We start from the raw sequence: 24,232 nt of genomic DNA, 5'->3' as shown, positions 1-24,232 counted from the left end.
TTATTCCCTCGCCAGTGCGACCACGGGGTCGAGCCGCGCCGCATTGCGCGCCGGCAGATAACCGAACAGGATCCCGATGAGTGACGAGCAGCCGAAGGCCATCAGGATGGAGAAGAGCGAAAACTGCATCTGTATGGTGTCGACCAGCAGGGAGAAGACCACACCAATGCCGAGCGCGAGCGCGACGCCGAAGATGCCCCCCAGCAGGCTGACCATCACGGCTTCGATCAGGAACTGCTGCAAGATGTCCGATTGACGTGCCCCCACGGCCATGCGAATGCCGATCTCGCGGGTGCGTTCCACCACGGAGACCAGCATGATGTTCATCACCCCCACACCGCCGACGATCAGCGAGATCACGGCGATGGCCGAGACCATCAGGGTCATGGTGGCCGTGGTTTTCTCCACCGACTTGATGATGCTGTCGCTGCTGAAGGTGAAGAAATCTTTCACTCCGTGGCGCTTGGTGATCAGCTCGATCACCGCCTGTTCGGCCAGCGCCGGCTGGATGCCATCCTTGACCCGTATGGTGATTTGGCTGAAGTGGCGCTGGGAGATGAGGCGGCTCATCACGGCGCTATAGGGGAGCCAGACATTGACCGACTGGCTGCTGGGGCCAAAGCCGGTCTCCTGGGAAACGACCCCAATGATGCGTACCGGCAGGGTGCCGACCAGCACCACCTTGCCAATGGGATCATCCTTGCCGAGCAGGCTGGGAATGCTCTTCTGGTCTACCACGGCCACGGCCGAACGCTGTTGTATGTCTCGCCATTCCAGTAAGCGACCACTTACCAATGTCATGCCCTTGACCTTGAAGTAGTCGTTGCCGACCCCGGTTACATTGCCGCTGCTGGTCTTGTTGCGATAGCGAAGTTGTCCCGAGCTGATGATCTCCGGGCTGGCACCTGCCAGATAGGGTTGTCCCAGCAAGGCATCGAGATCCCCCTGGTTGAGGGTCTGGATGCTGGCCATCTTTTCATCTCCCCACCCCTTGCCCGGGAAGATCTCTATGGTGTTGGTTCCCATCGCATTGATCTGCTCGATCACCTTGGTGCGGGCTCCCTGGCCGAGGGCCACCACGCTGACGACCGCCGCGATGCCGATGATGATGCCCAGCATGGTGAGAAAGGTGCGCATCCGGTGGGCCAGCATGGCATGCAGGGCCATCCGGCCAGCTTCCCGATAGCGATCCCAGTCAAGGCTGGCTCCTCCCTGACTGGCAACGGGGAGGGGGATGGTCGATGGGGAAGCCTGTTCGCGCTGACCACTGTCCTGCTGAATGCAGCCATCCTTGAGGGTGATGATGCGATCCGCATGGTTGGCGACCCCCATGTCGTGGGTGACCAGTATGATGGTGTGGCCCAGGGCATGAAGCTCCTTGAGGATGGCCATCACCTCCTTGCCGCTCTGGCTGTCCAGCGCACCGGTTGGTTCATCGGCCAGGATCACCTCGCCACCATTGGCCAGCGCCCGGGCGATACTGACTCGCTGTTGCTGGCCGCCGGAGAGCTGTCCCGGGGTATGGTGGCGACGCTCGTCAAGACCCAGTCGCTCCAGCAGCTGCTTCGACCTGGCCTGACGAGCCTGACGTTCGGTGCCGGCATAGACGGCGGGGATCTCCACGTTGGCGGCGGCGTCCAGATGAGGCAGCAGGTGATAGCGCTGAAAGATAAAACCGAAGTGATGGCAGCGCAGGCGCGCCAGTGCCAGGGCATCCAGGGTCGCCGTGTCCTGGCCACGAAACAGGTACTGGCCGCTGCTGGGCCGATCGAGACAGCCAAGCAGATTCATCAGGGTCGACTTGCCGGAGCCGGAGGCCCCGACGATGGCGATCATCTCGCCAGCCTGAATGGTCAAGTCGAGGGGATGGAGCACGGTGACTTCCTGCTCGCCGCTCTGGTAACGGCGCTCGACCCCTTTTAGCTGGATCAGGGGCGGCTGGTTCAGCGGCTCGCTCATAACATCATGCCTTCTTCTTTTTCCGCTACGGGCGCGCCGTGGTTGAGCTGCACTTCGTCCTGCTCCGTCAGCCCGCTTACCACCTCGATGCGGATCTCGTCCTTCATCCCGGTCTTGATGCGGCGAGTCTCACCGGGAGCGCCGTCCCTGACGAGGGTTACTTCATATTCGTCGTTAGCCACCTGCTTTCCGAGCGCGGTCTGCGGCAGAGTGAGTACCTGCTTGCGCTCGCCGAGCACTATGGTCACCTGGGTGGTCATGGCCACGCGCAGAGCATGATCCGGATTGGGCACATCAAACAGGGCGTAGTAGTAGACGGCAGCATTGCTGGTGGTACTGGTGGTGGTGACCTGTTCGTTGATATTGGTGGGGGCCAGCTCCACGGCTCGCAGGGTGCCCTGATAACGGGTGTCCGGATCGCCTATCAGGGTGAAATAGACCGGCATGCCCGCTTTCACCTTGGTAACGTCGGCTTCCGAGATCTGGGCCTTGACCGTCATGGTGTCGAGATTGGCCAGTTTCAGCAGGGTTGGTACCGTCTGGCTGGCGGCCAGGGTCTGACCCTGACGGGTGACTATGCTAATGACGGTGCCATCCATGGGGGCCAGGATCTTGGTGTAACCCAGCTCGGTCTGGGCCCGTTCCACCTTGATACGGGCACTGTCGATATTGGCCTGGCTGTTTTGCAACTCGGCGCGCGTGACGGCGAGTTGAGCTTCGGCACTCTCCAGATCGGCGCGAGAGCTGGCCTCCTGCCTGAACATCTCTACCTGACGGCGCCAGGCCAGCTCGTACTGTTTGAGCTGGGCTTGCTTGATCTTGAGTTGGGCGAGGTTGCTGGCGAGCTCGGCTTCGGCCGTTTTCAGATTGTTCTGGGCGATGAGAGGGTCAATCTCGGCCAGCAGATCCCCCTTGTTGACCTGAGCGCCATCCTCGACGGCCAGGCGGGTCACCTGACCGGAAACCTGTGCTCCCACATCCACCTGCTCGATGGCTTGCAACACGCCGCTAGCCAGTACGGTTTGGCTAATGTCTTCCCGGGTGACTTTGGCGGTGAGCATCTCGGTGGCTGGTTGGCTTGGCCAGGCCAGCCAGCCGATGAGGGCCGCGACGAACAGGGTAGAGAGCGCCAGGGCTGTGCGCTTGGGACTTGGGGTCATGGATCACCTGACTGAAAACGGAATAAGAGAAGTGCCGCGAGTATCCTGCAGCAAAGCCTTGCCAATGAACAGCCACAAATATGTAAGCAAAATTATGCGCTTATCTGTCAGTAAGCGAAGTAATTGGGAAGGGGAAGCTGATAGACGGGGATTGAGAGAAAAAAGCCCCGCCATCAGGCAGGGCTCGGGAGAGTTCAGGCTGTGGCTCAGGCCTTGGCCAGCAGCTCCATGACCCAGGGCAGGCCCTGCTTCTTGCGGCTGACGAAGCCCGGATGGAAGCAAGATTCGGTGGGGACCTTGGGATGGGCGGTAAAGTGAATGCGGCTGGCGGCAGCGGTAAGATCAGTCACCATCAATACGAAGAAGTCGAGCCCTTCGCTTGCCACGCGCGCGGCCATCTCTTGCTGCAATGCCGGGAGATGTTCGGCCAGCTGCTGCTCACTGCCCACCTCGATCTGGCTCATGATGAAGCTGCAACCTTCGGCCTGGAACGCTTTCTCGTCCTGTTGCAGCAACTGGGCCGGAGTCAAGCCGCTCAAATCGGTCTTGGCTATCAGCAGTTGTTGGCCAAATTCGGCCAGAGAGACCTCGGCCAGCTCGGCCAGACGCTCGCAGGCGATCTTGTCCTGCTCTGTGGTGGTGGGGGAGGTGAGGCAGAGGGTGTCACTCATGATGGCACCCAGCATCAGGCAAGCCTGGCTGCGGGTCACTTGACCCTGTTGGCTCAGCAGCTCGAAGGCGATGGTGCAGGTGCAGCCCACGGCGCGGATCCAGGCATCCAGCGGCGATTGGGTGATCAGGGTGCCGAGGCGATGGTGATCCACCAGGCCCAGTACGTTGGCCTGTGCCAGGGTCGCGGGGCCCTGTTCCAGATCACTGAAATCCACCAGCCAGACATCTTCACCGGCAAGATCCCGGGTCAGCAGTTCGGGTTCGGCAACGCCGGCTTGCTCCAGGATGAAACGGGTTTCGGTGCGCAGGTCGCCCAGGCGCCATGGGGTGGCTTGACGCCCCTGGGCATTGAGCCAGTCGGCGATGACCAGGGCGCTGCAGATACTGTCGCTATCAGGATTCTTGTGACCAAAAACGTGGATCATAGACAAAGCCTCACAATGGGATACCCAAAAAGGGGGCGGGTACTATGCGAAATCCCGGAAATGAAGGCAACCTGAACCCCCTTGGATGTTGCTGCCTGCTTGGCCTTACTCGCACTTTCATTGATCTGGGTCGGTGATCCGGCGACTCAGGGTCGTTGTGAACAGGCACCATGACACCCCCTTGGTGCGGGTCGTCATGGTGCAGGGAGGAGGATGAGTCGTGTAGGAGATCAGGCCCGCAACAACTCGCGCGCATTGGCCAGGGTAATGTCGGTGATCTGATCGCCTCCCAGCAGGCGGGCCAGTTCATTGAGGCGGGCCGACTGATCGAGGGCACACATCTGGGTTTCGGTGGTTTTGCCATCGGTATGCTTGCTCACCACCATGTGCTGGTGGCCATTGCCCGCTACCTGGGGCAGGTGCGTGACCACCATCACCTGGGTCGACTCGCCGAGCTGGCGCAACAGGCGCCCTACCACGGCGGCGGTCGGGCCGCTGATCCCCACGTCAACCTCATCGAAGATCAGGGTGGGAGTGGAGACCTTGCGGGCGCTGATCACCACGATGGCGAGGCTGATGCGCGACAGCTCGCCGCCGGAGGCCACCTTGCCAAGGGGCTGGATCGGCTGGCCCGGGTTGGTAGTGACCATGAACTCCACCCGATCGATCCCCAGAGGCGAGAGACTGCTCTGGGCATCGGGGCGCACCTCGATGGCGAAACGGCCATCTGGCATCGCCAACTCGTGAATGCTGGTGGTGACCTGGGCGGCCAGCTCCTGCGCATAGCGCTGACGGCTCTGACTCAGGGCCTCGGCCGACTGCAGAAACGCCTGGCGGGCGGCGGCCAGTTCATCTTCCATTCCTTCGAGGCGCTCCTCATCGGAGTTGAGGCGGGCGAGATCGCAGGCCAGCTCCTGATGGTGCAGCGCCAGCTCCGCCGGTTTGACATGATGCTTGCGGGCCAGGTTGATCGCTCTTGAGAGGCGGGTCTCCAGCTCGTTGAAGCGCTCGGGATCCAGCTCCAGCCGATCCAGATAGCTGCGCAGCTCGCTATGGCTCTCCTGCACCTGGATGAGAGCATTGTTCAGCATCTCCAGCACCGGATTGAGGCGGCTGTCCATACCAACCAGTCCCTCGGCCTTGTCGACGGCGACCTGCAGCAGGCCGGCGATGGTGGTGTCATCGTTGTCATAGAGCAGATCCAGGCAGAAGCCGCACTCCTGCATCAGCTCGGTGCCGTTGGCCAGGCGCTGGTGCTCTTCCTCTATCTCTTCAAACTCCCCCGGTTGCAGGGCAAATTCATCGAGCTCCTGCACCTGGTATTCGATGAGCTGGCGGCGGGCCTCCCGCTGCTGCTGCTCGGCTTTCAATCGGTTGAGCTCGTTTTGCAGCTGGCGCCATTGCTGGTAGTGCTGGCGTACCTCGTCGAGCAGCAGGTGATGGCCGGCGTAGCCATCCAGCAGGGCGAGCTGGTAGTCCGGCTTGAGCAGCAGCTGGTGGGCATGCTGGCCGTGCACGTTGACCAGCCGCTGGCCGAGGTTCTTGAGCTGGGTGAGGGGCACGGGCACCCCGTTGATGTAGCTGCGCGAGCGTCCCTCGGCGGAGATGACCCGGCGCACTATGCACTCCCCTTCGTTTTCCAGCTCGTTGGTGGCAAGCCAGGCGCGGGCGGCCGGGTTGCCATCGAGCTGGAAGCGGGCACTGACTTCGCTTTTGTCGCTCCCCGGGCGCACCATGCTGGCCTCGGCCCGCTCGCCAAGGCACAGGCCGAGGGCGTCGATGGCGATGGATTTGCCGGCGCCGGTCTCGCCTGTGATGCAGGTCATGCCCGGTTGCAAATCGAGTTCGAGAAACTTGACGATGGCGAAGTTGTTGACGGTCAGCTGGGTCAGCATGGTCTCATCCTGTATGGGTCAACATTACTGTTTATGTATCCAGTATATACTGGTCTTATATACAGTAAAGAGGCGCTGCCATTTTTAACAGGGCAGGCCACCAGACGGGTGGCCTGCGGGATTGCAGAAAGGTGAAGATTAGTGGAAGGCTGACATCAAATCTGGGTGGGCGGCGATCACCTCGTCCAGTGCCTGTTCCAGTCGGTGGCCGCTGGTAATGAGGGGATTCAGTACCAAGGCACGCCAAGCCGTATGGCGATTGCCGGTGATGGCGGCCTCGATGGTGAGCTGCTCGAACTCCTTCATCAACTGCAGCAGGCGCAAGGTGTCTTGCGGGAAGGGGGCCACATTAAGCGGAAGCGGACCCGACTTGGTGATGAGAGAGCTCACTTCCACGGCACTCTCGTCCGGCAGACCGCTGATAGCGCCGTTGTTGCGGATGTTGACGTGCATGATGATACGCTTGTCGTTGTGGATGGCACTCATCAGCTCACACGCGGCCTCCGAGTAATACTGGCCGCCGCGTCCTTCCAGCGCTTTGGGCTTCTCGGTGAGATCCGGGTTGCGATAGAGCTCGAACAGCTGCTGTTCGATGGTCTTGACCACCTCACCCCGGGTGCCTTCGCCGCTGGCCTCCCCGAGCTCCTGTTTGAGGATATCGTCGCTCATGTAGTAGTAGCGCAGATAGGCACAGGGGATCATGCCCAGATTGGCCAGCAGATCCTTGGGCCAGGCAAAGGGGGGGATATTGCGCGGTACCAGCGGATCGTGTCCTTGTGCGATCCGGGCAATCACCTCGCCGAGTTTGTTCTCGCCCTGATGCTGAATCTGGCGCACGAAGATGAAATGGTTGAGTCCGGCCACCTGCATGATGAACTCCTGCTCGTCATGACTCTCCAGCAGAGTGGCGACCCCTTTTTGCATGATCACTGGCACGTTGCACAGCCCAACCGCCTTTATCTTGCTGTGGCGCAATATGGCTTCGGTCACCATGCCCGACGGGTTGGTGAAGTTGAGCAGCCAGGCATCAGGGCAGAGGCGTTCCATGTCGGCGGCGATCTGCAGAGCGATGGGGATAGTCCGGCAGGCGTTGGCAAAGCCGCCCAGTCCGTTGGTTTCCTGGCCGATCAGGCCGTATTTCAACGAAATCCGCTCATCGCTGATGCGCGCTTCCAGGCAGCCGGCGCGAAACTGGGAGCAGACGTAGTCGGCCCCGTACAGTGCCTCTTCCCGATCCAGCCGGGTTTCAACCCGTACCGCCAGCCCAGCCTTGGCCAGCATGCGGCGGGTGAGGGCTGCGATGATCTCCATTTTCTCGCGACCATCGTCGATGTCGACTAGCCAGAGTTCGTGCAGCGGTAACTCGTACTGACGCTGGAGCAACCCTTCGATCAGCTCCGGGGTGTAGCTAGAGCCTGCACCGATGATCACAATCTTGAGTCCGTTTTTCATTGTCCACCTCATGAACAGGGATAGGGATGGACCCTATTAAAGGGGGAGCCTGGCGGGCGGACAAACGAAATAAGGGGTGGTATGGATTAGCCTGTTTAATGCATAAGGAGAAATGTCATACTGATGACCTGCGTCGCAACAAGCGTCATTACGAGGTTATCCATGCTGGTACAACAGAATACCCTGGCCCTGCTGCACACCTTCGAGAGCACGGCCCGTTACCTCAGTTTCACTCGTGCCGCCGAGGAGATGAACCTCACGCAGGGGGCCATCAGCCACCGCATTCGCCATCTAGAAGGGTTGTTGGGTTTTCGTCTGTTTATTCGCCTGACCCGCAAGTTGGAGTTGACTGAAGAGGGGGCACGACTGCTGGCGACCCTGAGCCATTCTCTGCGCCAGATCAACGAAGAGATTGAAGATATCCGGGCTCAGGATCTGCGAGGGACGCTCCATGTCGGTGTTGCTCCGACGCTGGGGCTCAACTGGCTGATGCCAAGGCTACCCCGTTTCCAGCAGCGCTGGCCCGGGCTGAACGTGATGATGCGGGTTCGGGCCGGGGCGGTGGATTTCAACGAGGAGCGGGTGGATCTCGCCATCTACTACGGTGCGATCCGCTGCAGTGATCTGCACCGGGAGCTGTTGATGGAGGAGCGTCTGGTACCCGTCTGCTCCCCTGCCTATGCCGAGCGGCTGGGGTTGCTGCAGGAACCGGCACGGTTGACTGAGGCCTGTTTTATCCATGCCTCGGAATCGACCGATGTGCAGCAGCTCTTCTCGGAGTGGCGCCTCTGGTGCGATGGTTCTGGTATGACATTGCCCTACGATCAGTGTCACTACGGTTTCAATCACTACCAGATGGCCCTGCAGGCGGCGCAAGGTGGCATGGGGGTCGCTATGGGGAGGGAGGTTCTGGTGCGCAACTTGCTGGAGCAGGGCGTGCTGGTGGCGGTAGGAGGCCCGGCGGTGGCTGCCGGGCGCAATTATGAGCTGATCTCTCCATTGGAGAACCGCGAGCGACCGCGCTTTCGTGCCTTTAGCGACTGGCTGCGCAGTGAAGTGGCGCTCAGCCAGTCAGCTCATGACCTTGCCCCTTAAAACAGCTTGCTGCCCCAGCCGAGCTTGTTGCGCAGTACGTGGAAGTAGCTGTAATCGAGGGGATGTACCAGATGCAGCTGGTGGTGGCTCTTCTTGATGAGGATCTCGTCCCCCGGGTGCACCGCCAGGGTGACCTGGCCGTCGCAGCTCACCTGCATGGCGTCATCCTGATTGTCGGGCGAGACCAGCAGGCGCACTTCGCTGTCGGCATCCAGTACGATGGGACGGCTGCTCAGGGTATGAGGAAACATCGGCACCAGCGTGATGGCGTTGAGCTTGGGGGTGAGAATGGCGCCACCGGCCGAGAGTGAATAGGCGGTGGAGCCGGTTGGAGTGGCCACTATGATGCCATCCGAGCGCTGGCTGTACATGAAGCTGCCGTCGATATAGACCTCGAACTCGATCATGTGGGCAATCTTGCCTGGGTGCAGCACCGCCTCGTTCACTGCCAGGTTGCTCGACTTGCGCTCGCCGTGGCGATAGACGGACGCCTCCAGCAGGAAGCGGTGCTCGCTCTTGTAGTGACCGGAGAGCACCTGCTCGAGGGGCAGCAGGTAATCCTGGGGGGAGAGGTCGGTCAGAAAGCCGAGGTTACCCCGGTTCACCCCGATCACCGCCACATCGAAGCGAGACAAGACCCGGGCCGCCCCCAGCATGTTGCCGTCACCGCCGACCACGATGGCGAGATCCGCCTGCTGGCCCAGCTGTACCAGATCCATCACGTCCTCTTCGAGGATCGAGAGGGTCTGGGCGACCCGGCTCTCGACCAGCACCCGGAAACCGCGGGTCGTCAGGTACTGATGCAGGCCGGTCAGCGTCTGGTTGGCTCCTTCATGATGGGGTTTGCCAATCAGGGCGATGGTTTTGAACGGAGAATCCATAGTCTGTCTGATCCACTGGGGTATTGCGGGCCAGTATACAGTGGTTTGTCCCGCTTGTGAGCCGTACGCATGGGATGGAGGGTCTCTATCTCCTTGAACCAGATGGCGAAAGCGTGAACGGGGTCGCAAGGAAAGGCGCACATCCGGCGCCATGAATGACCTTTTTCCCTTGAAAGCCGGGGATCCATCCCCATAATAGCGCCAACATAGTCGGTCTGTTGCCGTCTGGTCGCTCAGCCAGAGGTCAGACCCTCATAAGTAACCCCGCAATTGGAGATGTCATGAACCACGAAGAGCAAAAGGTTGAAGCGATGGAGCAAGTTGAAGCCCAGCCAGTCGAGCCGACCGATGTAGACAGTGAAGTGACAGCCGAGCAGGCACGTATTGCCGAACTGGAAGCGCAGCTGGACGCGGCCCAGCAGGCCTCTGCCGAAGAGCGCGAGCGTGCTATTCGTGCCGTCGCCGAGATGGAAAACCTGCGTCGCCGCGCGGCCCAGGATGTCGAGAAGGCACACAAGTTTGCCCTCGAGAAGTTTGCTGGTGAACTGCTGCCGGTGCTGGACAACCTGGAGCGCGCCATCGAGCTCGCCGACAAGGAAAACGACGCCCTTAAGCCGATGATCGAAGGTGTCGAGCTGACCCTCAAGTCCATGCAGAGCGGCGTGGCCAAGTTCGGTCTGGTGGCGCTGGATCCGACCAACCAGCCGTTTGACCCGAACGCCCACCAGGCGATGAGCATGGTGCCGAGTGCCGACGTGGCACCCAACACCGTCATCGCCGTGATGCAAAAAGGCTACGAGCTGAACGGTCGCGTCATCCGTCCGGCCATGGTGATGGTGTCCAAGTCTGCTGACTGATCATCGTATCCTCACCAAGCCCGCCGCTTGGCGGGCTTTTTGTTTGTCGCGATGCTGTTGCTGGTCGCCAAGGGTATCGGCAAGCCTCCCCTGGCAACGAGCAAGGCGTTCACAGCGGATAAAGAGTACGGTTTTTTAGGGAGAGGGGCTTGAAGCGGCATCTGGCGACCCCATATAGGGAACAAGGCCACGGCGGCACAAAAAAATTTGATGCCGGGAGCTTGAAAGCCGAATTGGCAGCCCCCACCTAGCCGTTAACGCATTGAGGCGAGTCTCTCGCCGGTTTATTCAAAGTATTTGGAGATTTCTCAAATGGGTAAAATCATCGGTATTGACCTGGGTACTACCAACTCCTGCGTCGCTATTTTGGATGGCGACACTGCTCGCGTGATCGAAAACGCAGAAGGTGATCGTACTACTCCGTCCATCATTGCCTATGCCGATGATGGCGAGATCCTGGTTGGTCAGCCGGCCAAGCGTCAGGCCATCACCAACCCGAAAAACACCCTGTTCGCCATCAAGCGTCTGATCGGTCGCCGTTTCGAAGATGACGAAGTGCAGCGTGACCTGAAAATCATGCCGTACGCCATCGCCAAGGCCGACAACGGTGACGCCTGGGTCGAGGTGAAAGGCAAGAAGATGGCACCGCCGCAGATCTCTGCCGAAGTGCTGAAGAAAATGAAGAAGACCGCCGAGGACTACCTGGGCGAGCCGGTGACCGAAGCCGTTATCACTGTTCCGGCCTACTTCAACGACGCCCAGCGTCAGGCCACCAAGGATGCCGGTCGCATCGCGGGTCTGGACGTCAAGCGCATCATCAACGAGCCGACTGCGGCTGCGTTTGCCTACGGCGTGAACAAGGTCAAGGGCGAGCGCAAGGTTGCCGTATATGACTTGGGTGGCGGTACCTTCGATATCTCCATCATCGAGATCGACGAAGTGGAAGGCGAAACCACCTTCGAAGTACTGGCTACCAACGGTAACACCCACCTGGGTGGTGAAGACTTCGACAACCGCGTCATCAACTACCTGGTTGACGAATTCAAGCGCGAGCAGGGTATCGATCTGCGTAACGACCAGCTGGCTCTGCAGCGTCTGAAAGATGCCGCCGAGAAAGCCAAGATCGAGCTCTCTTCTGCCCAGCAGACCGACGTGAACCTGCCGTACATCACCGCAGACGCCACCGGTCCGAAGCACATGAACATCAAGGTGACCCGCGCCAAGCTGGAATCCCTGGTAGAAGACATGGTGAAAGATTCCCTGGAGCCGGTTCGTGTCGCCCTGAAAGACGCCGGTCTGGCAGTAGGCGAGATCGACGACGTCATCCTGGTGGGCGGTCAGACCCGTATGCCGCTGGTTCAGAAGACCGTTGCCGAGTTCTTCGGTAAAGAGCCGCGCAAAGACGTCAACCCTGACGAAGCCGTGGCCATGGGTGCTGCCATCCAGGGTGCCGTACTGTCCGGTGACAAGACCGACGTACTGCTGCTGGACGTGACCCCGCTGTCTCTGGGTATTGAGACCATGGGTAGCGTGATGACTGCGCTGATCGAAAAGAACACCACCATCCCGACCAAGAAGTCCCAGGTGTTCTCTACTGCCGAAGACAACCAGTCTGCCGTGACCATTCACGTGCTGCAGGGTGAGCGCAAGCGCGCCAGCGACAACAAGTCCCTGGGCCAGTTCAACCTGGAAGGCATCCGTCCGGCACCGCGTGGTCTGCCGCAGATCGAAGTGACCTTCGACATCGATGCCAACGGTATCCTGCACGTCTCCGCGAAAGACAAGGAGACCAACAAGGAGCAGAAGATCACCATCCAGGCCTCTTCCGGTCTGTCTGATGAAGAGATCGAACGCATGGTACGCGAGGCCGAAGCCAACGCGGCCGAAGACAAGAAGTTCGAAGAGCTGGTGCAGACTCGCAACCAGGCTGACGGTCTGGTCCACTCCGTGCGCAAGCAGATCACCGAAGCCGGTGATGCCCTGCCTGCCGACGACAAGACCAAGATCGAAGCCGCGGTCAGCGAGCTGGAAGCTGCCCTCAAGGGTGACGACAAGGCTGCCATCGAAGCCAAACAGCAGGCTCTGCTGGAAGCGTCCCAGAAGCTGATGGAAATTGCCCAGCAGCAGGCTCAGGCACAAGGCACCGCCGGTGCTGATGCCGGTCAGTCCTCCTCTTCTACCAAGGCTGACGACGACGTGGTCGACGCCGAGTTCGAAGAAGTGAAAGACGACAAGAAGTAAGCCCTACCCAGATGGGCGAGGTCCGCTTCGCCCATCGGCTTAAGTCTATGAATTCACGGGCGTTGGGTGACCAACGCCCGTCTGCATAACTGCTAACAGGATGAGTATGTCGAAGCGCGATTTCTATGAAGTGCTGGGGGTATCGAAAGATGCCGACGAGCGCGAGATCAAGAAGGCGTACAAGCGTCTGGCCATGAAGTATCACCCTGATCGTAATCAGGGCGATGCCAATGCCGAAGAGAAATTCAAAGAGGTCAAGGAGGCCTACGAGGTCCTGACCGATGCCAACCTGCGTGCCCGTTACGATCAGTATGGTCATGCCGGTGTCGATCCGAGCCAGGGTGGCGGCGGCCACGGTGGCTTTGGCGGCGGCGCCGATTTCGGCGACATCTTTGGCGATGTGTTCGGTGACATCTTCGGTGGCAGCCGTGGCGGTGGTCGTCGCGGCCCGGCCCGTGGTGCCGATCTGCGCTATACCATGGAACTGACCCTGGAAGAGGCGGTGCGCGGTGTCTCCAAGGAGATCAAGGTACCGACCCTGGTCCACTGTGAGGTGTGTAACGGCTCCGGTGCCCACACCGGGAGCTCTGCCCAGACCTGCCCGACCTGCCACGGCTCCGGCCAGGTACAGATGCGTCAGGGTTTCTTTGCAGTGCAGCAGCCCTGCCCGCACTGTCACGGTCGCGGCAAGATCATCAAGGATCCGTGCCGCAAGTGCCATGGCGAAGGGCGCTACCAGAAGACCAAGACCCTGTCGGTCAAGATCCCGGCTGGCGTCGATACTGGCGATCGCATCCGTCTCTCCGGCGAAGGGGAAGCGGGGGAAGCCGGCGCACCGGCTGGCGATCTGTATGTGCAGGTGCACGTCAAGGAGCACGAGATCTTCGTGCGTGACGGCAACAACCTCTACTGCGAAGTACCCATCAGCTTCACTGCGGCAGCCTTGGGCGGCGAGATTGAAGTGCCGACCCTGGACGGCCGGGTCAAGCTCAAGGTGACCCCGGAGACCCAGACCGGCAAGATGTTCCGCATGCGTGGCAAGGGCGTCAAATCCGTGCGCTCCGGCCAGGTCGGGGATCTGATGTGCAAGGTGGTGGTGGAGACCCCGGTCAAGCTGACCGAGCAGCAGAAGGAGCTGCTGCGTCAGCTGGACGAGTCGTTCAGCGGTGCCGCCGCCAAGACCCACAAGCCGAAATCGGAAGGCTTCTTCGAAGGGGTGAAACGCTTCTTCGACGATCTGACCAGCTGATGTTCGCGACCCAGATATAAAGAGCCGGCCCTGTGCCGGCTCTTTTTTTGCCTGTTCTTCGCCAAAGCCCAATGTATCTGTGTCAATCCGCGGTGCTGGCATGCCAGAACACCTGCTTGATATGAGGGTGAATACTCAGCTTTTGCATCAGGGCATCGAGCTCGTCGCCGTCGATGGAGGTGGCGAGCAGCACCGCCGAGATCTCCAGATCCCGCTCGCCGAACGGCGCTATATCCAGCTCGCTCAAGGGGTAGTCGGCCCGCTCCAGCATCTCTTCCAGCCAGTGCAGCACCTCTTTCTGGTGCTCGCGGGAGGTGAGCGCCGTCACCTTGCAGGTCACCTCGGTATCGAGATTGTCTACCGGGCGGCGGTTGATCTGGTTGACCAAGGGGCGCAGCAGGGTGTTGGCGGCCAGTACGAACAGGGCGCCGAGCACCGCCTCCATGGCGAGGCCGGCACCGCAGGCCGCCCCGACGGCTGCAACGCCCCACAGGGTGGCTGCCGTGTTGATACCTCGGATATTGCCCGATTCGCGCATGATGACGCCGGCGCCGAGAAAGCCGATGCCGGAGACGATATAGGCCACCACATGAACCACGCCATAAGTACCGCCATGCAGGTCGTGGATGCGCTGGGCCAGATTGACGAACAGGGCCGCGCCTACGGCGACCAGCACGTTGGTGCGAAGGCCGGCGGTACGCTGGCGATACTGGCGCTCCAGCCCCACCAGGCTGCCGAGCACGAAGGCCAGCAGCAGGCTGGCCAGGGTGTCGCCCAGGGCGATCACATCGAGTTGTTGCCACATTTTCATGGTTTGCTCCTTCCGGTTGCGAATGGCCTTGCTGCAGGCAAGTGGCTCTGTTGAGCGATCCCGTTGCCAGCAGCTGGCCGTCTCGTGCGCCAGCGACCATGTCGACATGAAAAGGGCGCACGAAGACATGACCCGCCCATGGAGGATGCAAGCGGGTCGTTGGAATGGATGGAAAGGGGCCGGCAGGGCCGGCCCCGGATGTCAGGTCAACTGAGCACGGTCTCGGGGTCGCGACGGGGACGCAGCTCCCAGCGAACCGGATGCTGAACCCCGACCTGGTGCACGAACTGCACCAGATAACGACGCTGGGGCGGGGTGCAGTCGAGGCTCAGTACCAGCTCCCGGCTACCGCCGCGCCCCGGTCGCAGAGACTGAAAGGGATGCAGGCCCGATGGTTGCAGGGTGTGATTGACCATGTCGAGCACCTGCTCCATATCGGCGCGATCCTGGCAGCGGATCTGCAGCCGGTAGTGGTGGCGATGTTGCCTGCGGCGCAGCCAGAACGGCAGCAAACCACGGCCCAACCAGCTCAGTAGGGGATGGGTCCGGACGGTGACAGACGATGTTGAAACAAAACGCATAGCAGCCTCCTTGTGGGAAGCAGAAACTATGCAGGCAAGGTGTCCCGGCCTTGGCCAAGTCACCTGACGTCAAGTGTAAAAAGAGAAAGAGGAGTGGATTTCCGCTTCTCGCAGGGCTGCGAGCAAGCGGCAGAGGAAGACCTGCGGCTAGCTCGCGACCCGGGTACCGACGACGAGGGTCGGTCTACAACTGTCACTTGATGAGTTGCCCACTGATGGTCTCCGCTATTGATAAGAGGCAGGGATCATAGCCAACTAACCAGGCCGGGTAAACCTTCAGGCTCTTTTGGCAACATCTTGCAACAATTGGGCGTTGCCAGGGCCATGCCTGCCTCTTCATGCGGCACCTCGGATCCACGCTATTTAAACCCTATTCGCTTGAGGATCATGGCCGCCGGGCAGAACCCGGTGAACGCGCTCTGGATCAGGTTGACCCCGACGAAGACGCTCAACCAGACAAAGCCCGGGTGAACCCAGTGGGTCAGTGCCAGCGACAGCAGCAGCATGCAGCCTGCGACTATCCTCACGCCATTGTCTACCGTCATGTGTTGCTCCTTTCCTTGGTGTTGGCTGAATATTAAATTAGATGTTGCTAATTTAGTTTTTATTTATAGAATAAAACCAAATATAAGCAACTACTAATTTACTGCTTATGACACAGTTCGATGAGATGACCCGTCACGCGAGCGCGGCGGCTGCGTTACTCAAGGCCCTGGCTCATCCGGAGCGGTTGATAGTGCTCTGTCAACTGGTGGAAGGGGAGAAAGGGGTCGGCGAACTGCTGGCCCACAGCCAGCTGGGGCAGTCGGCCTTTTCCCAGCAATTGTCGGTATTGAAGCGTCACGGGCTGATCCAGTCCCGCAAGGTCTCCCAGCAGATCTTCTACTCGCTGGCGAGCGAAGCGGCGGTCGATGTGCTCGGGGCGCTGCAAGCCCATTTTTGTCACTCTGAAAATAAGGAATCTTGATGATGGAAACGCAATGGCTGCTCTCCTTGGGCGGGGGCATGCTGGCCGGATTGGCCGCTCTGATCCTGTTGTTGTGCAACGGCCGGGTCGCCGGGATCAGCGGCATTCTGGCGGGTGCTCTGCAACAAAAGCAGGCCTGGCGCTGGCTCTTCTTGCTGGGACTGGGGGCGGGAGCTTGGCTGGCTCTGACCCTGGGGTGGGCCAAGATGCCCGACTTCACGGCCCTGCCTGGCTGGCCGCTGGTGCTGCTGGCGGGTCTGTTGGTTGGCGTCGGTTCCCGCCTTGGCAATGGCTGCACCAGTGGTCACGGCATCTGCGGCATGGGTCGCCTGTCCCGCCGCTCCATCGTGGCCACCCTCACTTTTATGACGACCGGCATAGTGACCGTGTTTTTGACTCACCATTTCTTCTAAGAGGCTGATTGCCATGAATTTGCTGACAAGTTTGCTCGCCGGTTTGCTGTTTGGTATGGGGCTGGCCATCTCCGGCATGGTGGATCCGGCCCGGGTCACAGGGTTTCTCGACCTGGCGGGCAATTGGGATCCCAGCCTGGGATTCGTGATGGGGGGCGCCCTGCTGGTGTTTACTCCGGGTTATCTGCTGCTGGTCAAGCCGCGGCGTCTGAGCCTGCTGGGCAATCCCATCGCCGTGGTGCCCAAGCCGGTGCTGGATCGTCGTCTCATCGGTGGCTCGGCTCTGTTTGGTATCGGCTGGGGGTTGGTGGGGATTTGTCCCGGGCCAGCCTTGAGTCTCATTTCCAGCGGCCAGCCCATGATATTGTTGTTCATTGCGGCCATGGTGGCCGGGATCTTGCTGGTAGACAAGGTATGGGTGAGGGCGAGCCAGCCTCGCATTGCCTGATGACATAGCGCGAATCACCATCCAGGGAAGGAGGATTATCATGGGCAACATCCGTTTGCTGGGGGCCGTACTGCTGGCCATGACATCTCCCCTGGCTGGGGCCGCCGAGGCTGGTAACGTCGAGGTGCTGACCGTCTCTCCTCGCCAGATCAGCGACTGGCTGACGCTGGATGGCACTGTCAGCGCCATCAATCAGGGCACGGTGGCGGCCCAGACCAGCGGCCGTGTCTCCCGCATGCTGGTGGATGTGAACGATGAGGTGCAGGCCGGGCAGCCTCTGCTCGAGATCAGCGGCAAGGAGCAGTTTGCCGCCGTCACCGGTGCGCAGGCGCGTCTGGCCCGGGCCCAGGCCCAGCAGGTGGAGGCCGAGCGCCAGCTCGCCCGCTTCCAGGCCCTCATCGCCAAGGGAGTGATCACCCGCGCCCAGCTCGACACGGCCCAGGCCAGCGATCGCGCCGCCCGCGCCGAGGTGAATGCCGCCGAGGCGGCCCTCACCCAGGCCCGCGAGGCCTACGGCTATACCCGCATCCTGGCGCCCTACGCCGGGGTCGTCACCAAACGGCTGGTGGAGCTGGGGGAGACGGTGGCCCCCGGCACCCCGCTGCTCTCGGGCTTCTCCCTCGATGCCTTGCGAGTGGAACTGGAGCTGCCCCAGTCCGCCCTCGCTCTGGCCGGTCAGCCTGTGGATGTGCAGGTATTGCTACCGGATGGCAAGGCCGTTACGCCCCTCAAGTTGACCCGCTTCAACTACGCCGACAACCAGAGCCACGCCTTTCGCCTGCGCCTCGATCTGCCGCCAAAAACCGCCAGGGTACTGCCCGGCATGTGGCTCAAGGTGCAGCTCAAGCGAGGTGAGCGCCAGGTGCTGCAGCTCCCGGCCAAGGCCCTGCTGCGCCAGGGGGAGTTCAATGGTGTCTACCTCAGGCAGGGAGATGGCTGGGCCCTGACGCCGGTGCGGGTCGGCGATTGCTGGCAGGGACTGTGCGAGATCCTGGCCGGCCTGCAAGGGGGTGATCGGGTGGCGGCAGATGCCTGGGCGCGCCAGCAGGAGGTCGCCCATGAGTGATCACAAGCTGGGACCGGCCGGGCGACTGGCGGCGCTGTTTCAGGGCTCGGCCATCACGCCGCTGCTGGCACTGGTGGGGCTCTTGCTCGGGTTGTTTGCGGTGCTGGTGACTCCCAAGGAGGAGGAGCCGCAGATCGATGTCACCTTCGCCGATGTCTATATTCCCTTTCCGGGCGCTAGCCCCGCCGAGGTCGAATCCCTCGTCACCACCCCTGCCGAACAGGTTATTTCCCAGATAAAGGGGATAGACACCCTCTACTCCTTCTCCCGCTCGGACGGCGCCCTGCTGGTGGTGGTGTTCAAGGTGGGGGTGAGCCGCGAGCAGGCCATCGTCGATCTCAACAACCAGCTCGATTCCAACCGGGACTGGCTGCCCCAGGGGCTTGGCGTCGGTCAGCCGCTGGTGAAACCCAGGGGGATCGACGATGTGCCCATCGTCAGCTTGACGCTCTGGAGTAAGCAGCTGGTCGCCGCCGAGCTGACCCGGGTTGCCCACGAGCTGGAGACCGAGCTCAAGCGCCTGCCCGGCACCCGCGACATCTACAGCCTGGGCGCGCAGCGCGCCGTGCTGCGGGTGATGCCGGATCCGGCGGCCCTCAGCGCCCATGGCATCAGCTGGGGGGAACTCAACCAGCGTCTTGCCGCCGCCAACCAGGTGGGTAGCGAGCAGGCCATCGTGCAGGACAACCGGGAGATCAAGGTGCAGGTGGGCCAGTTCCTGCGAAGCGAGCAGGAGGCCCGCGAGCTGGTGGTGGGGCTCCATGAAGGCAAACCTGTCTACCTCGGCGATGTGGCCCAGGTGTCGCTTGGGGAGGAGACCCCGACCCAGCGCAGCTGGATGGGGCAGGGGGATCGCAGCTATCCGGCGGTGACCCTGGCCATCGGTAAACAGCCGGGGCAGAACGCGGTGGAGGTGGCCAAGAGGGTGGAGGCCCGGGTCGAGAGCCTCAAGAACCGGCTCATCCCGGCTGGCGTCGAGGTGACGGTGACCCGTGACTACGGCGTCACCGCCGAGACCAAATCCAACACCCTCATCGGCAAGCTCATCTTCGCCACCACCGCGGTGGTGCTGCTGGTGCTGGTGAGCATGGGCTGGCGCGAGGCGCTGGTGGTGGGCATCGCCATCGTTATCACCCTGGCGCTGACCCTGTTTGCCAGCTGGGCCTGGGGCTTTACCCTCAACCGGGTGTCGCTGTTTGCGCTGATCTTCTCCATCGGCATCCTGGTGGATGACGCCATCGTGGTGGTGGAGAACATCCACCGCCATCGCGGTCTTGGCAAGGGCTCCCTCAAAGCACTTATTCCGGGCGCGGTGGACGAGGTAGGGGGGCCGACCATTCTCGCCACCCTTACCGTCATCGCGGCCCTGCTGCCCATGGCCTTTGTCAGCGGTCTGATGGGCCCCTACATGAGCCCCATCCCCATCAATGCCAGCATGGGGATGCTTATCTCGCTGCTGGTGGCTTTTATCTTCTCCCCCTGGCTGGCGGGCCATCTGCTCAAGAGCGAGGGGCATGTCGCCCACGGCGAGGCCAGGGCCGGCCTCTTTCACCGACTGATGACCCCCTTCCTGATCGGTGACGGCGCCAGGAGCGCGAGACACAAGCTCTGGCTGGTCATCCTGCTGCTGGTGGCGGGAGCCGCCGCCATGCCCATGGTGCAGTGGGTGGTGCTCAAGATGCTTCCCTTCGACAACAAGTCGGAATTCCAGCTGGTGCTCGACATGCCGGAGGGGGCGACCTTGGAGCAGACCGAGCGCACCCTGCTGGCGGTGGGACGGGAGCTCGCCAGGGTGCCCGAGGTGAAGGATTATCAGGTCTATGCAGGCAGCGCCGCCCCCATCAACTTCAACGGACTGGTGCGCCACTACTTCATCCGCAGCGGTGCCAATGTGGGGGATATCCAGGTCAATCTGGTAGACAAGCACGAGCGCCATCGCAGCAGCCACCAGCTTGCCCGGTCGGTGCGCGCCCCCTTGCAGGCCATCGCCGCCGCAGCCGGCGGCAATCTCAAGGTAGTGGAAGTGCCCCCCGGCCCGCCGGTCTGGTCACCCATCGTAGCGGAAGTGTATGGCCCCACGCCGAAGCTGCGTGAAGCGGCGGCGCGCGACGTGCAGGCCCGTTTCGTGGCGACGGCGGATCTGGTGGATGTGGACATCTATCTGACCGACCCTCAGCCCAAATGGCGGCTGGTGATCGATCGCAGCAAGGCGGCGCGCTTCGGGGTCGAACTTGGCGATCTGGTGGCCACCCTCAACGGCGGCGTGGGCTATCAGGATGCCAGCTGGCTGCACGGTCAGGGGGCCAAGTACCCGGTGCCCATTCGCCTCGAGCTGGCGGCCGGTGACAAGCGGGATCTGGTCGGTATCCTGGCGCTCAAGGTACGCAGCCAGAGCGGGCAGCTCATTCGGGTTTCCGAGCTGGTGAGTCGCCGCGACGAGGTGGCCCCCAGCTATATCATGCACAAGAACATGCGGCCCATGGTGATGGTGGTGGCCGACATGGGGGGCCACACCGACAGCCCGCTCTACGGCATGTTTGCCGCCGGGGAGGGTATCGACTTGCCCCAGTACTATGTGCAGCAGCCGGATAAATTGGGGGAAGTGGCACTGTTGTGGGACGGGGAGTGGAAGATAACCTACGAGACCTTCCGCGATATGGGCATTGCCTACGGAGTGGGGATGATCCTCATCTATCTGCTGGTGGTGGCCCAGTTCCGCTCCTATCTGGTGCCGCTCATCATCATGGCGCCCATCCCGCTCACCCTGATCGGAGTGATGCCGGGCCACGCCCTGCTGGGGGCCCAGTTCACCGCCACCTCGATGATCGGCATGATAGCCCTAGCCGGGATCATCGTGCGCAACAGCATACTGCTGGTGGATTTCATCGAGCAGCAGCGCAGCGCCGGTATGGCGTTCGAGCAGGCGGTGATCGGCGCCGCTCAGGTGCGGGCCAAGCCCATCCTGCTGACGGCGCTGGCGGCCATGATCGGTGCCCTGTTCATCCTCGATGACCCCATCTTCAACGGCCTGGCCATCAGCCTGATCTTTGGCATTCTGGTCTCCACCCTGCTCACCCTAGTGGTGATCCCGCTGCTCTACTACAGCCTGCTGTCAGGTCGTCATCAGGAAACCTGATCAATCCGCAAACCGAGAGACGAAGGGAGGTCCCATGACCTCCCTTCGTCTCTCTTGCACCGCTCGGCATTACGGGGTGGCGAAGACCAGGGTATCGCCGTGCAGGTAGAGGTGCGCCTTGACCTGGGCGAAGTAGCTGCGATCCGTCTTGTTCATGTGGCCGACCACCAGCTCCTGCAGGATGAAATTGAGGAAGGCGTGGTTGTCCAGCTCCTCCATCGATGCATCCGCCAACGTCTGGGCCTGGGCCAGCAGGCGTCTGTGCTCCTCCTTGTGCTGGGCCTTGTCATGAAAATCGATGGCCTCGAGCAGTGTCTCTTCAAAGGCGAAGTGGCGGCGGGTGGCATCAAACAGCGCCTGCAGGGCCTGCCTGAATGCCTCCGGCTCCTGCTCGCGGGTTTTCATTCGCCTCAGCAGCCGGTTGGCCAGCACGAACAGCTGGTGGTGTTCGGCATCGATGCGGGGATGCCCGCACTGGTGGCTCGCATTCCACTGCAGGGCTCCCTGATCGAGCGCCAAATCCGGCGCATAGAGGCTCACCTGGCCGCGCCCGCCGTGCTTGGTCTGGTACATGGCCAGATCGGCGTGGTGCATCAGCTCCCTGGCCGTGCGGCCATGCTCGGGATAGAGGGCGATCCCTATGCTGTTCGAGATCCGCAGCTCCCGGCCGCAGCTCAGATAGTAGGGGGCGAGCAGATCGCGCTGGAGTTGCTCCGCCCGCGGCAGCGCCTCGGCCCCCATGCCCGGCAGCATGATCACGAACTCGTCCCCGCCAAGGCGGGCCACTATTCCCCCCTTGCCGATAAGCCGGCTCATCCGCTCGGCCACCATGATCAGCAGCGCATCCCCCACCTCGTGGCCCAGGGTGTCGTTGATCGGCTTGAAGTGATCCAGATCGATAAAGAGCAGGGCCAATGGCTGGGCCTGATGCTCCGCCAGCGCCTGATTGAGCCGTTTGTGCAGCAGGCGGCGGTTGGGCAGGTTGGTGAGGGGGTCGTAGAAAGCCAGACGCTCCATGGTCTGGGCGACGGCGGCCTGCTCGGTGATGTCCCGGGTGACCCCTATGATGGCATCGGGCTCGCCTGCCTCGTTGCCATGCAGGGTGGTGACCGTTTCGGTCGTCAGGCTCTGCCCATCTTTGTGGTGAAGTTCGAGGCGGATGACGCGCCGGGTCTGGGCATGATCCCCACGCTGCCAGGCCGCCAGCGCCAGATCCAGCTCCTCGTCCAGGCGCTTGATCGATGCCTCCGGCATCACCTGTGGCAGGGAGAGGCTCATGGCCTCTTCCCGGTTCCAGCCACAGAGCTGGCTGATGGCCGGGCTCAGGTAGTTGAAGCGGCGGGAGCTCACCTCCATGGTCCAGATCACGTCGGCGCTGTGCTCCGCAACGAAGCGGTAGTGACGCTCGCGCTGCGCCAGTCGCTGGGTGAGTTGCTGGCGCTCACGGCTCTCCCGGCGCAGCCTCAGGTAGAGGTAGCAGAAGACGCTGACCAGGGTCAGCAGGGAGAAGCCGATCAGCAGGGCAAGGGAGATGCGCTGCTCCAGTTTGCGCAGTTGCCGGTTGTCCTGGGCCTTGTCCGGGTTATAGAGGAAACGGCCCAGATCAGGCTGGTTGGCGATAAGGCCGAGATTGAGATAGGTGTGGGCAATCTGCTGCCAGCGTCCCTCGTACATGTAGCCTATCTCCACCAGATTGGGCTGGAGCAGCCGCTCGGTTTCGTCGGCCTCGAAGGCAAGTTGCTCGCGACCTGAGCCGCTGGGATGGCGGCTGAGCAGCCAGTTGATCACCTCTTCCTGATGTTCCATGGCGTAGCGCCATCCCTTAAGGCTGGCCTGATGAAAGGCCAGCACCCGATCCGGGTGCATCTGGAGTTCGCGCTCAGAGGTAAACAGGATATTGCCGTAGAAGTCGATCTCGCTGTCGATGGGGCGCAGGAGGCGATAGGGGAGCCCCTGGCGTTGCAGCTGGTAGGCATCGTCTGTGCCGTAAGTGGCGATGGCGTCAGCTTCCCCTTGCAGCAGGGCAGAGCTCCCCCTTTGGTAGGGCACCAGGGTGGGTGCGGCATCCGGATAGCGGGTGTGCAGATAGGCGATCAGTTCCTTGGACGAGGGATCCGGGCTCACGCGTTTTTGTGCCAGATCGGAGAGGTGCAGGATATTGCTGTCCGGCAGGGTCAGGATGGCCAAGGGGGAGTGCTGCATCATGGCCGCCAGGGCGACGACCGGTTTGCCGGCGACGCGGGCCAGCAAGAGATCGCTGTTGCCAATACCGTAACCGGCCTGGCCCGAGAGCACTGAGTCTGTGGTGTCCATGCCGGGCTCTCCTTCGCGCAGTTCGACCTGCAAACCGGCATCCCGATAGAAACCCTTGAACTGGGCGGCATAGTAACCGGCGAACTGGAACTGGTGATGTCCGTTGAGCTGCAGTGTGAGCTGTTCGGTGGCGAACAGTTGAGGGGAAAACAGGAGAAGAGTGGTGGATCCGAACAGCAGGCGGACAAACCGGGAACATCGATGCCAGGCAGGGAAAAGGAGGGCGTGGGCTCGAGTCATACAGGGGTCCCCTCGATAGCGGCTGCTATCGCCAGAGTAATCAATTCCATTGGGGGGGGATAGGGGGCAGGCGCACCTTTAGGAGCAAAATGAGACTGCCAATATGTCGTTTTTGTGTCGTTCATCACGATTGGAGTTGGAGTATCGTTATTATGGCTACAAACGAACCCCATAACAACCCGGTTGCAGGCCTCTTGTTGTTCAAGACTGGTGCGTTTGACCCTGATTTTGCGCTGACTTTGTACTGAATGACGCTTTTTTTCAAGTAATCCGTCAATAAATGAGCGAACGGGGCGAGATAGTCATTTGAGTGTTGTTTGCCTGTGTCTGGCATGTTGACCGAGTGTAGAAAAAATGGAGTGAAATGAGCC

19 protein-coding genes are annotated in these 24,232 nt (G+C 61.4%); 9 read left to right on the top strand and 10 right to left on the bottom strand.

The genetic code is table 11. From position 1 onward, the window contains the following. The 5 genes from ACB028_RS01515 to ACB028_RS01495 form a co-directional block, all read right to left on the bottom strand. A complete protein-coding gene (locus ACB028_RS01515) occupies positions 1-1,959 on the bottom strand; it encodes a MacB family efflux pump subunit (RefSeq protein ID WP_371143323.1) in 1,959 nt (652 codons plus the stop codon). After that, positions 1,956-3,119, bottom strand: a complete 1,164-nt coding sequence (locus ACB028_RS01510; protein WP_371143322.1) for an efflux RND transporter periplasmic adaptor subunit — start codon at positions 3,117-3,119, stop codon at positions 1,956-1,958. Before ACB028_RS01510 ends, ACB028_RS01515 begins: the two co-directional genes overlap by 4 nt. 206 nt (positions 3,120-3,325) lie before the next feature. After that, on the bottom strand, positions 3,326-4,216 hold the full coding sequence (locus tag ACB028_RS01505; protein ID WP_371143321.1) for a manganese-dependent inorganic pyrophosphatase: 891 nt from the start codon (positions 4,214-4,216) through the stop codon (positions 3,326-3,328). Positions 4,217-4,446: 230 nt separating this feature from the next. Then, a complete protein-coding gene (gene recN / locus ACB028_RS01500; RefSeq protein WP_371143320.1) occupies positions 4,447-6,111 on the bottom strand; it encodes a DNA repair protein RecN in 1,665 nt (554 codons plus the stop codon). 138 nt (positions 6,112-6,249) lie between these two features. Then, on the bottom strand, positions 6,250-7,563 hold the full coding sequence (locus ACB028_RS01495) for a 6-phospho-beta-glucosidase (protein WP_371143319.1): 1,314 nt from the start codon (positions 7,561-7,563) through the stop codon (positions 6,250-6,252). A gap of 162 nt (positions 7,564-7,725) precedes the next feature. On the opposite strand from ACB028_RS01495, the gene ACB028_RS01490 reads away from it, so the two are divergent. After that, positions 7,726-8,658: a LysR substrate-binding domain-containing protein gene (locus ACB028_RS01490; RefSeq protein WP_371143318.1), complete on the top strand. Its 933-nt coding sequence runs from the start codon at positions 7,726-7,728 to the stop codon at positions 8,656-8,658. On the opposite strand, the gene nadK is transcribed toward ACB028_RS01490, so the two are convergent. Continuing rightward, positions 8,655-9,539: an NAD(+) kinase gene (gene nadK / locus ACB028_RS01485; protein WP_026457306.1), complete on the bottom strand. Its 885-nt coding sequence runs from the start codon at positions 9,537-9,539 to the stop codon at positions 8,655-8,657. The two genes, ACB028_RS01490 and nadK, sit on opposite strands and share 4 nt — an antisense overlap. A gap of 281 nt (positions 9,540-9,820) precedes the next feature. Here nadK and grpE point away from each other — a divergent pair, with 281 nt between their 5' ends. The 3 genes from grpE (at position 9,821) to dnaJ (ending at position 13,886) form a co-directional block, all read left to right on the top strand. Then, entirely contained in the window at positions 9,821-10,396 is a 576-nt protein-coding gene (gene grpE, locus ACB028_RS01480) for a nucleotide exchange factor GrpE (RefSeq protein WP_371143317.1), read from the top strand. 312 nt (positions 10,397-10,708) lie between these two features. Next, the gene (gene dnaK / locus ACB028_RS01475; protein WP_042028401.1) at positions 10,709-12,637 is read left to right on the top strand and encodes a molecular chaperone DnaK; all 1,929 of its coding nucleotides are present in this window, start codon (positions 10,709-10,711) and stop codon (positions 12,635-12,637) included. Positions 12,638-12,743: 106 nt separating this feature from the next. Further along, on the top strand, positions 12,744-13,886 hold the full coding sequence (dnaJ, locus tag ACB028_RS01470) for a molecular chaperone DnaJ (protein WP_042028402.1): 1,143 nt from the start codon (positions 12,744-12,746) through the stop codon (positions 13,884-13,886). Positions 13,887-13,968: 82 nt separating this feature from the next. On the opposite strand, the gene ACB028_RS01465 is transcribed toward dnaJ, so the two are convergent. The 3 genes from ACB028_RS01465 to ACB028_RS01455 all read right to left on the bottom strand — a co-directional run bounded on the left by ACB028_RS01465 (position 13,969) and on the right by ACB028_RS01455 (position 15,823). After that, a complete protein-coding gene (locus ACB028_RS01465; RefSeq protein ID WP_371143316.1) occupies positions 13,969-14,697 on the bottom strand; it encodes an MgtC/SapB family protein in 729 nt (242 codons plus the stop codon). 206 nt (positions 14,698-14,903) lie between these two features. Next, on the bottom strand, positions 14,904-15,278 hold the full coding sequence (locus ACB028_RS01460; protein WP_371143315.1) for a hypothetical protein: 375 nt from the start codon (positions 15,276-15,278) through the stop codon (positions 14,904-14,906). A 359-nt stretch (positions 15,279-15,637) separates the two neighbouring features. Continuing rightward, a complete protein-coding gene (locus ACB028_RS01455; protein WP_026456403.1) occupies positions 15,638-15,823 on the bottom strand; it encodes a DUF2892 domain-containing protein in 186 nt (61 codons plus the stop codon). 107 nt (positions 15,824-15,930) lie between these two features. On the opposite strand from ACB028_RS01455, the gene ACB028_RS01450 reads away from it, so the two are divergent. The 5 genes from ACB028_RS01450 to ACB028_RS01430 are packed head-to-tail and all read left to right on the top strand — an operon-like array spanning position 15,931 to position 21,308. Then, complete coding sequence (locus tag ACB028_RS01450; protein WP_371143314.1) at positions 15,931-16,245, top strand: ArsR/SmtB family transcription factor; 315 nt, start codon at positions 15,931-15,933, stop codon at positions 16,243-16,245. Continuing rightward, complete coding sequence (locus ACB028_RS01445) at positions 16,245-16,658, top strand: YeeE/YedE family protein (protein ID WP_026456402.1); 414 nt, start codon at positions 16,245-16,247, stop codon at positions 16,656-16,658. Before ACB028_RS01450 ends, ACB028_RS01445 begins: the two co-directional genes overlap by 1 nt. A gap of 13 nt (positions 16,659-16,671) precedes the next feature. Further along, on the top strand, positions 16,672-17,106 hold the full coding sequence (locus ACB028_RS01440; protein WP_042028409.1) for a YeeE/YedE family protein: 435 nt from the start codon (positions 16,672-16,674) through the stop codon (positions 17,104-17,106). 40 nt (positions 17,107-17,146) lie between these two features. Further along, positions 17,147-18,172, top strand: a complete 1,026-nt coding sequence (locus tag ACB028_RS01435) for an efflux RND transporter periplasmic adaptor subunit (protein WP_371143313.1) — start codon at positions 17,147-17,149, stop codon at positions 18,170-18,172. Then, positions 18,135-21,308: an efflux RND transporter permease subunit gene (locus ACB028_RS01430; RefSeq protein WP_371143312.1), complete on the top strand. Its 3,174-nt coding sequence runs from the start codon at positions 18,135-18,137 to the stop codon at positions 21,306-21,308. Before ACB028_RS01435 ends, ACB028_RS01430 begins: the two co-directional genes overlap by 38 nt. 69 nt (positions 21,309-21,377) lie before the next feature. Here ACB028_RS01430 and ACB028_RS01425 read toward each other — a convergent pair whose 3' ends face one another. Continuing rightward, entirely contained in the window at positions 21,378-23,861 is a 2,484-nt protein-coding gene (locus ACB028_RS01425) for a diguanylate cyclase domain-containing protein (RefSeq protein WP_371143311.1), read from the bottom strand. Between the last annotated feature and the right edge of the window lie 371 nt (positions 23,862-24,232).

The sequence above is a fragment of the Aeromonas sp. S9(2024) genome (assembly GCF_041403185.1).
GTDB classification, from domain to species: domain Bacteria; phylum Pseudomonadota; class Gammaproteobacteria; order Enterobacterales; family Aeromonadaceae; genus Aeromonas; species Aeromonas enteropelogenes.
Note: the sequence above shows the minus strand (reverse complement) of the source record. Positions and strands in the feature narration are given on the sequence as shown.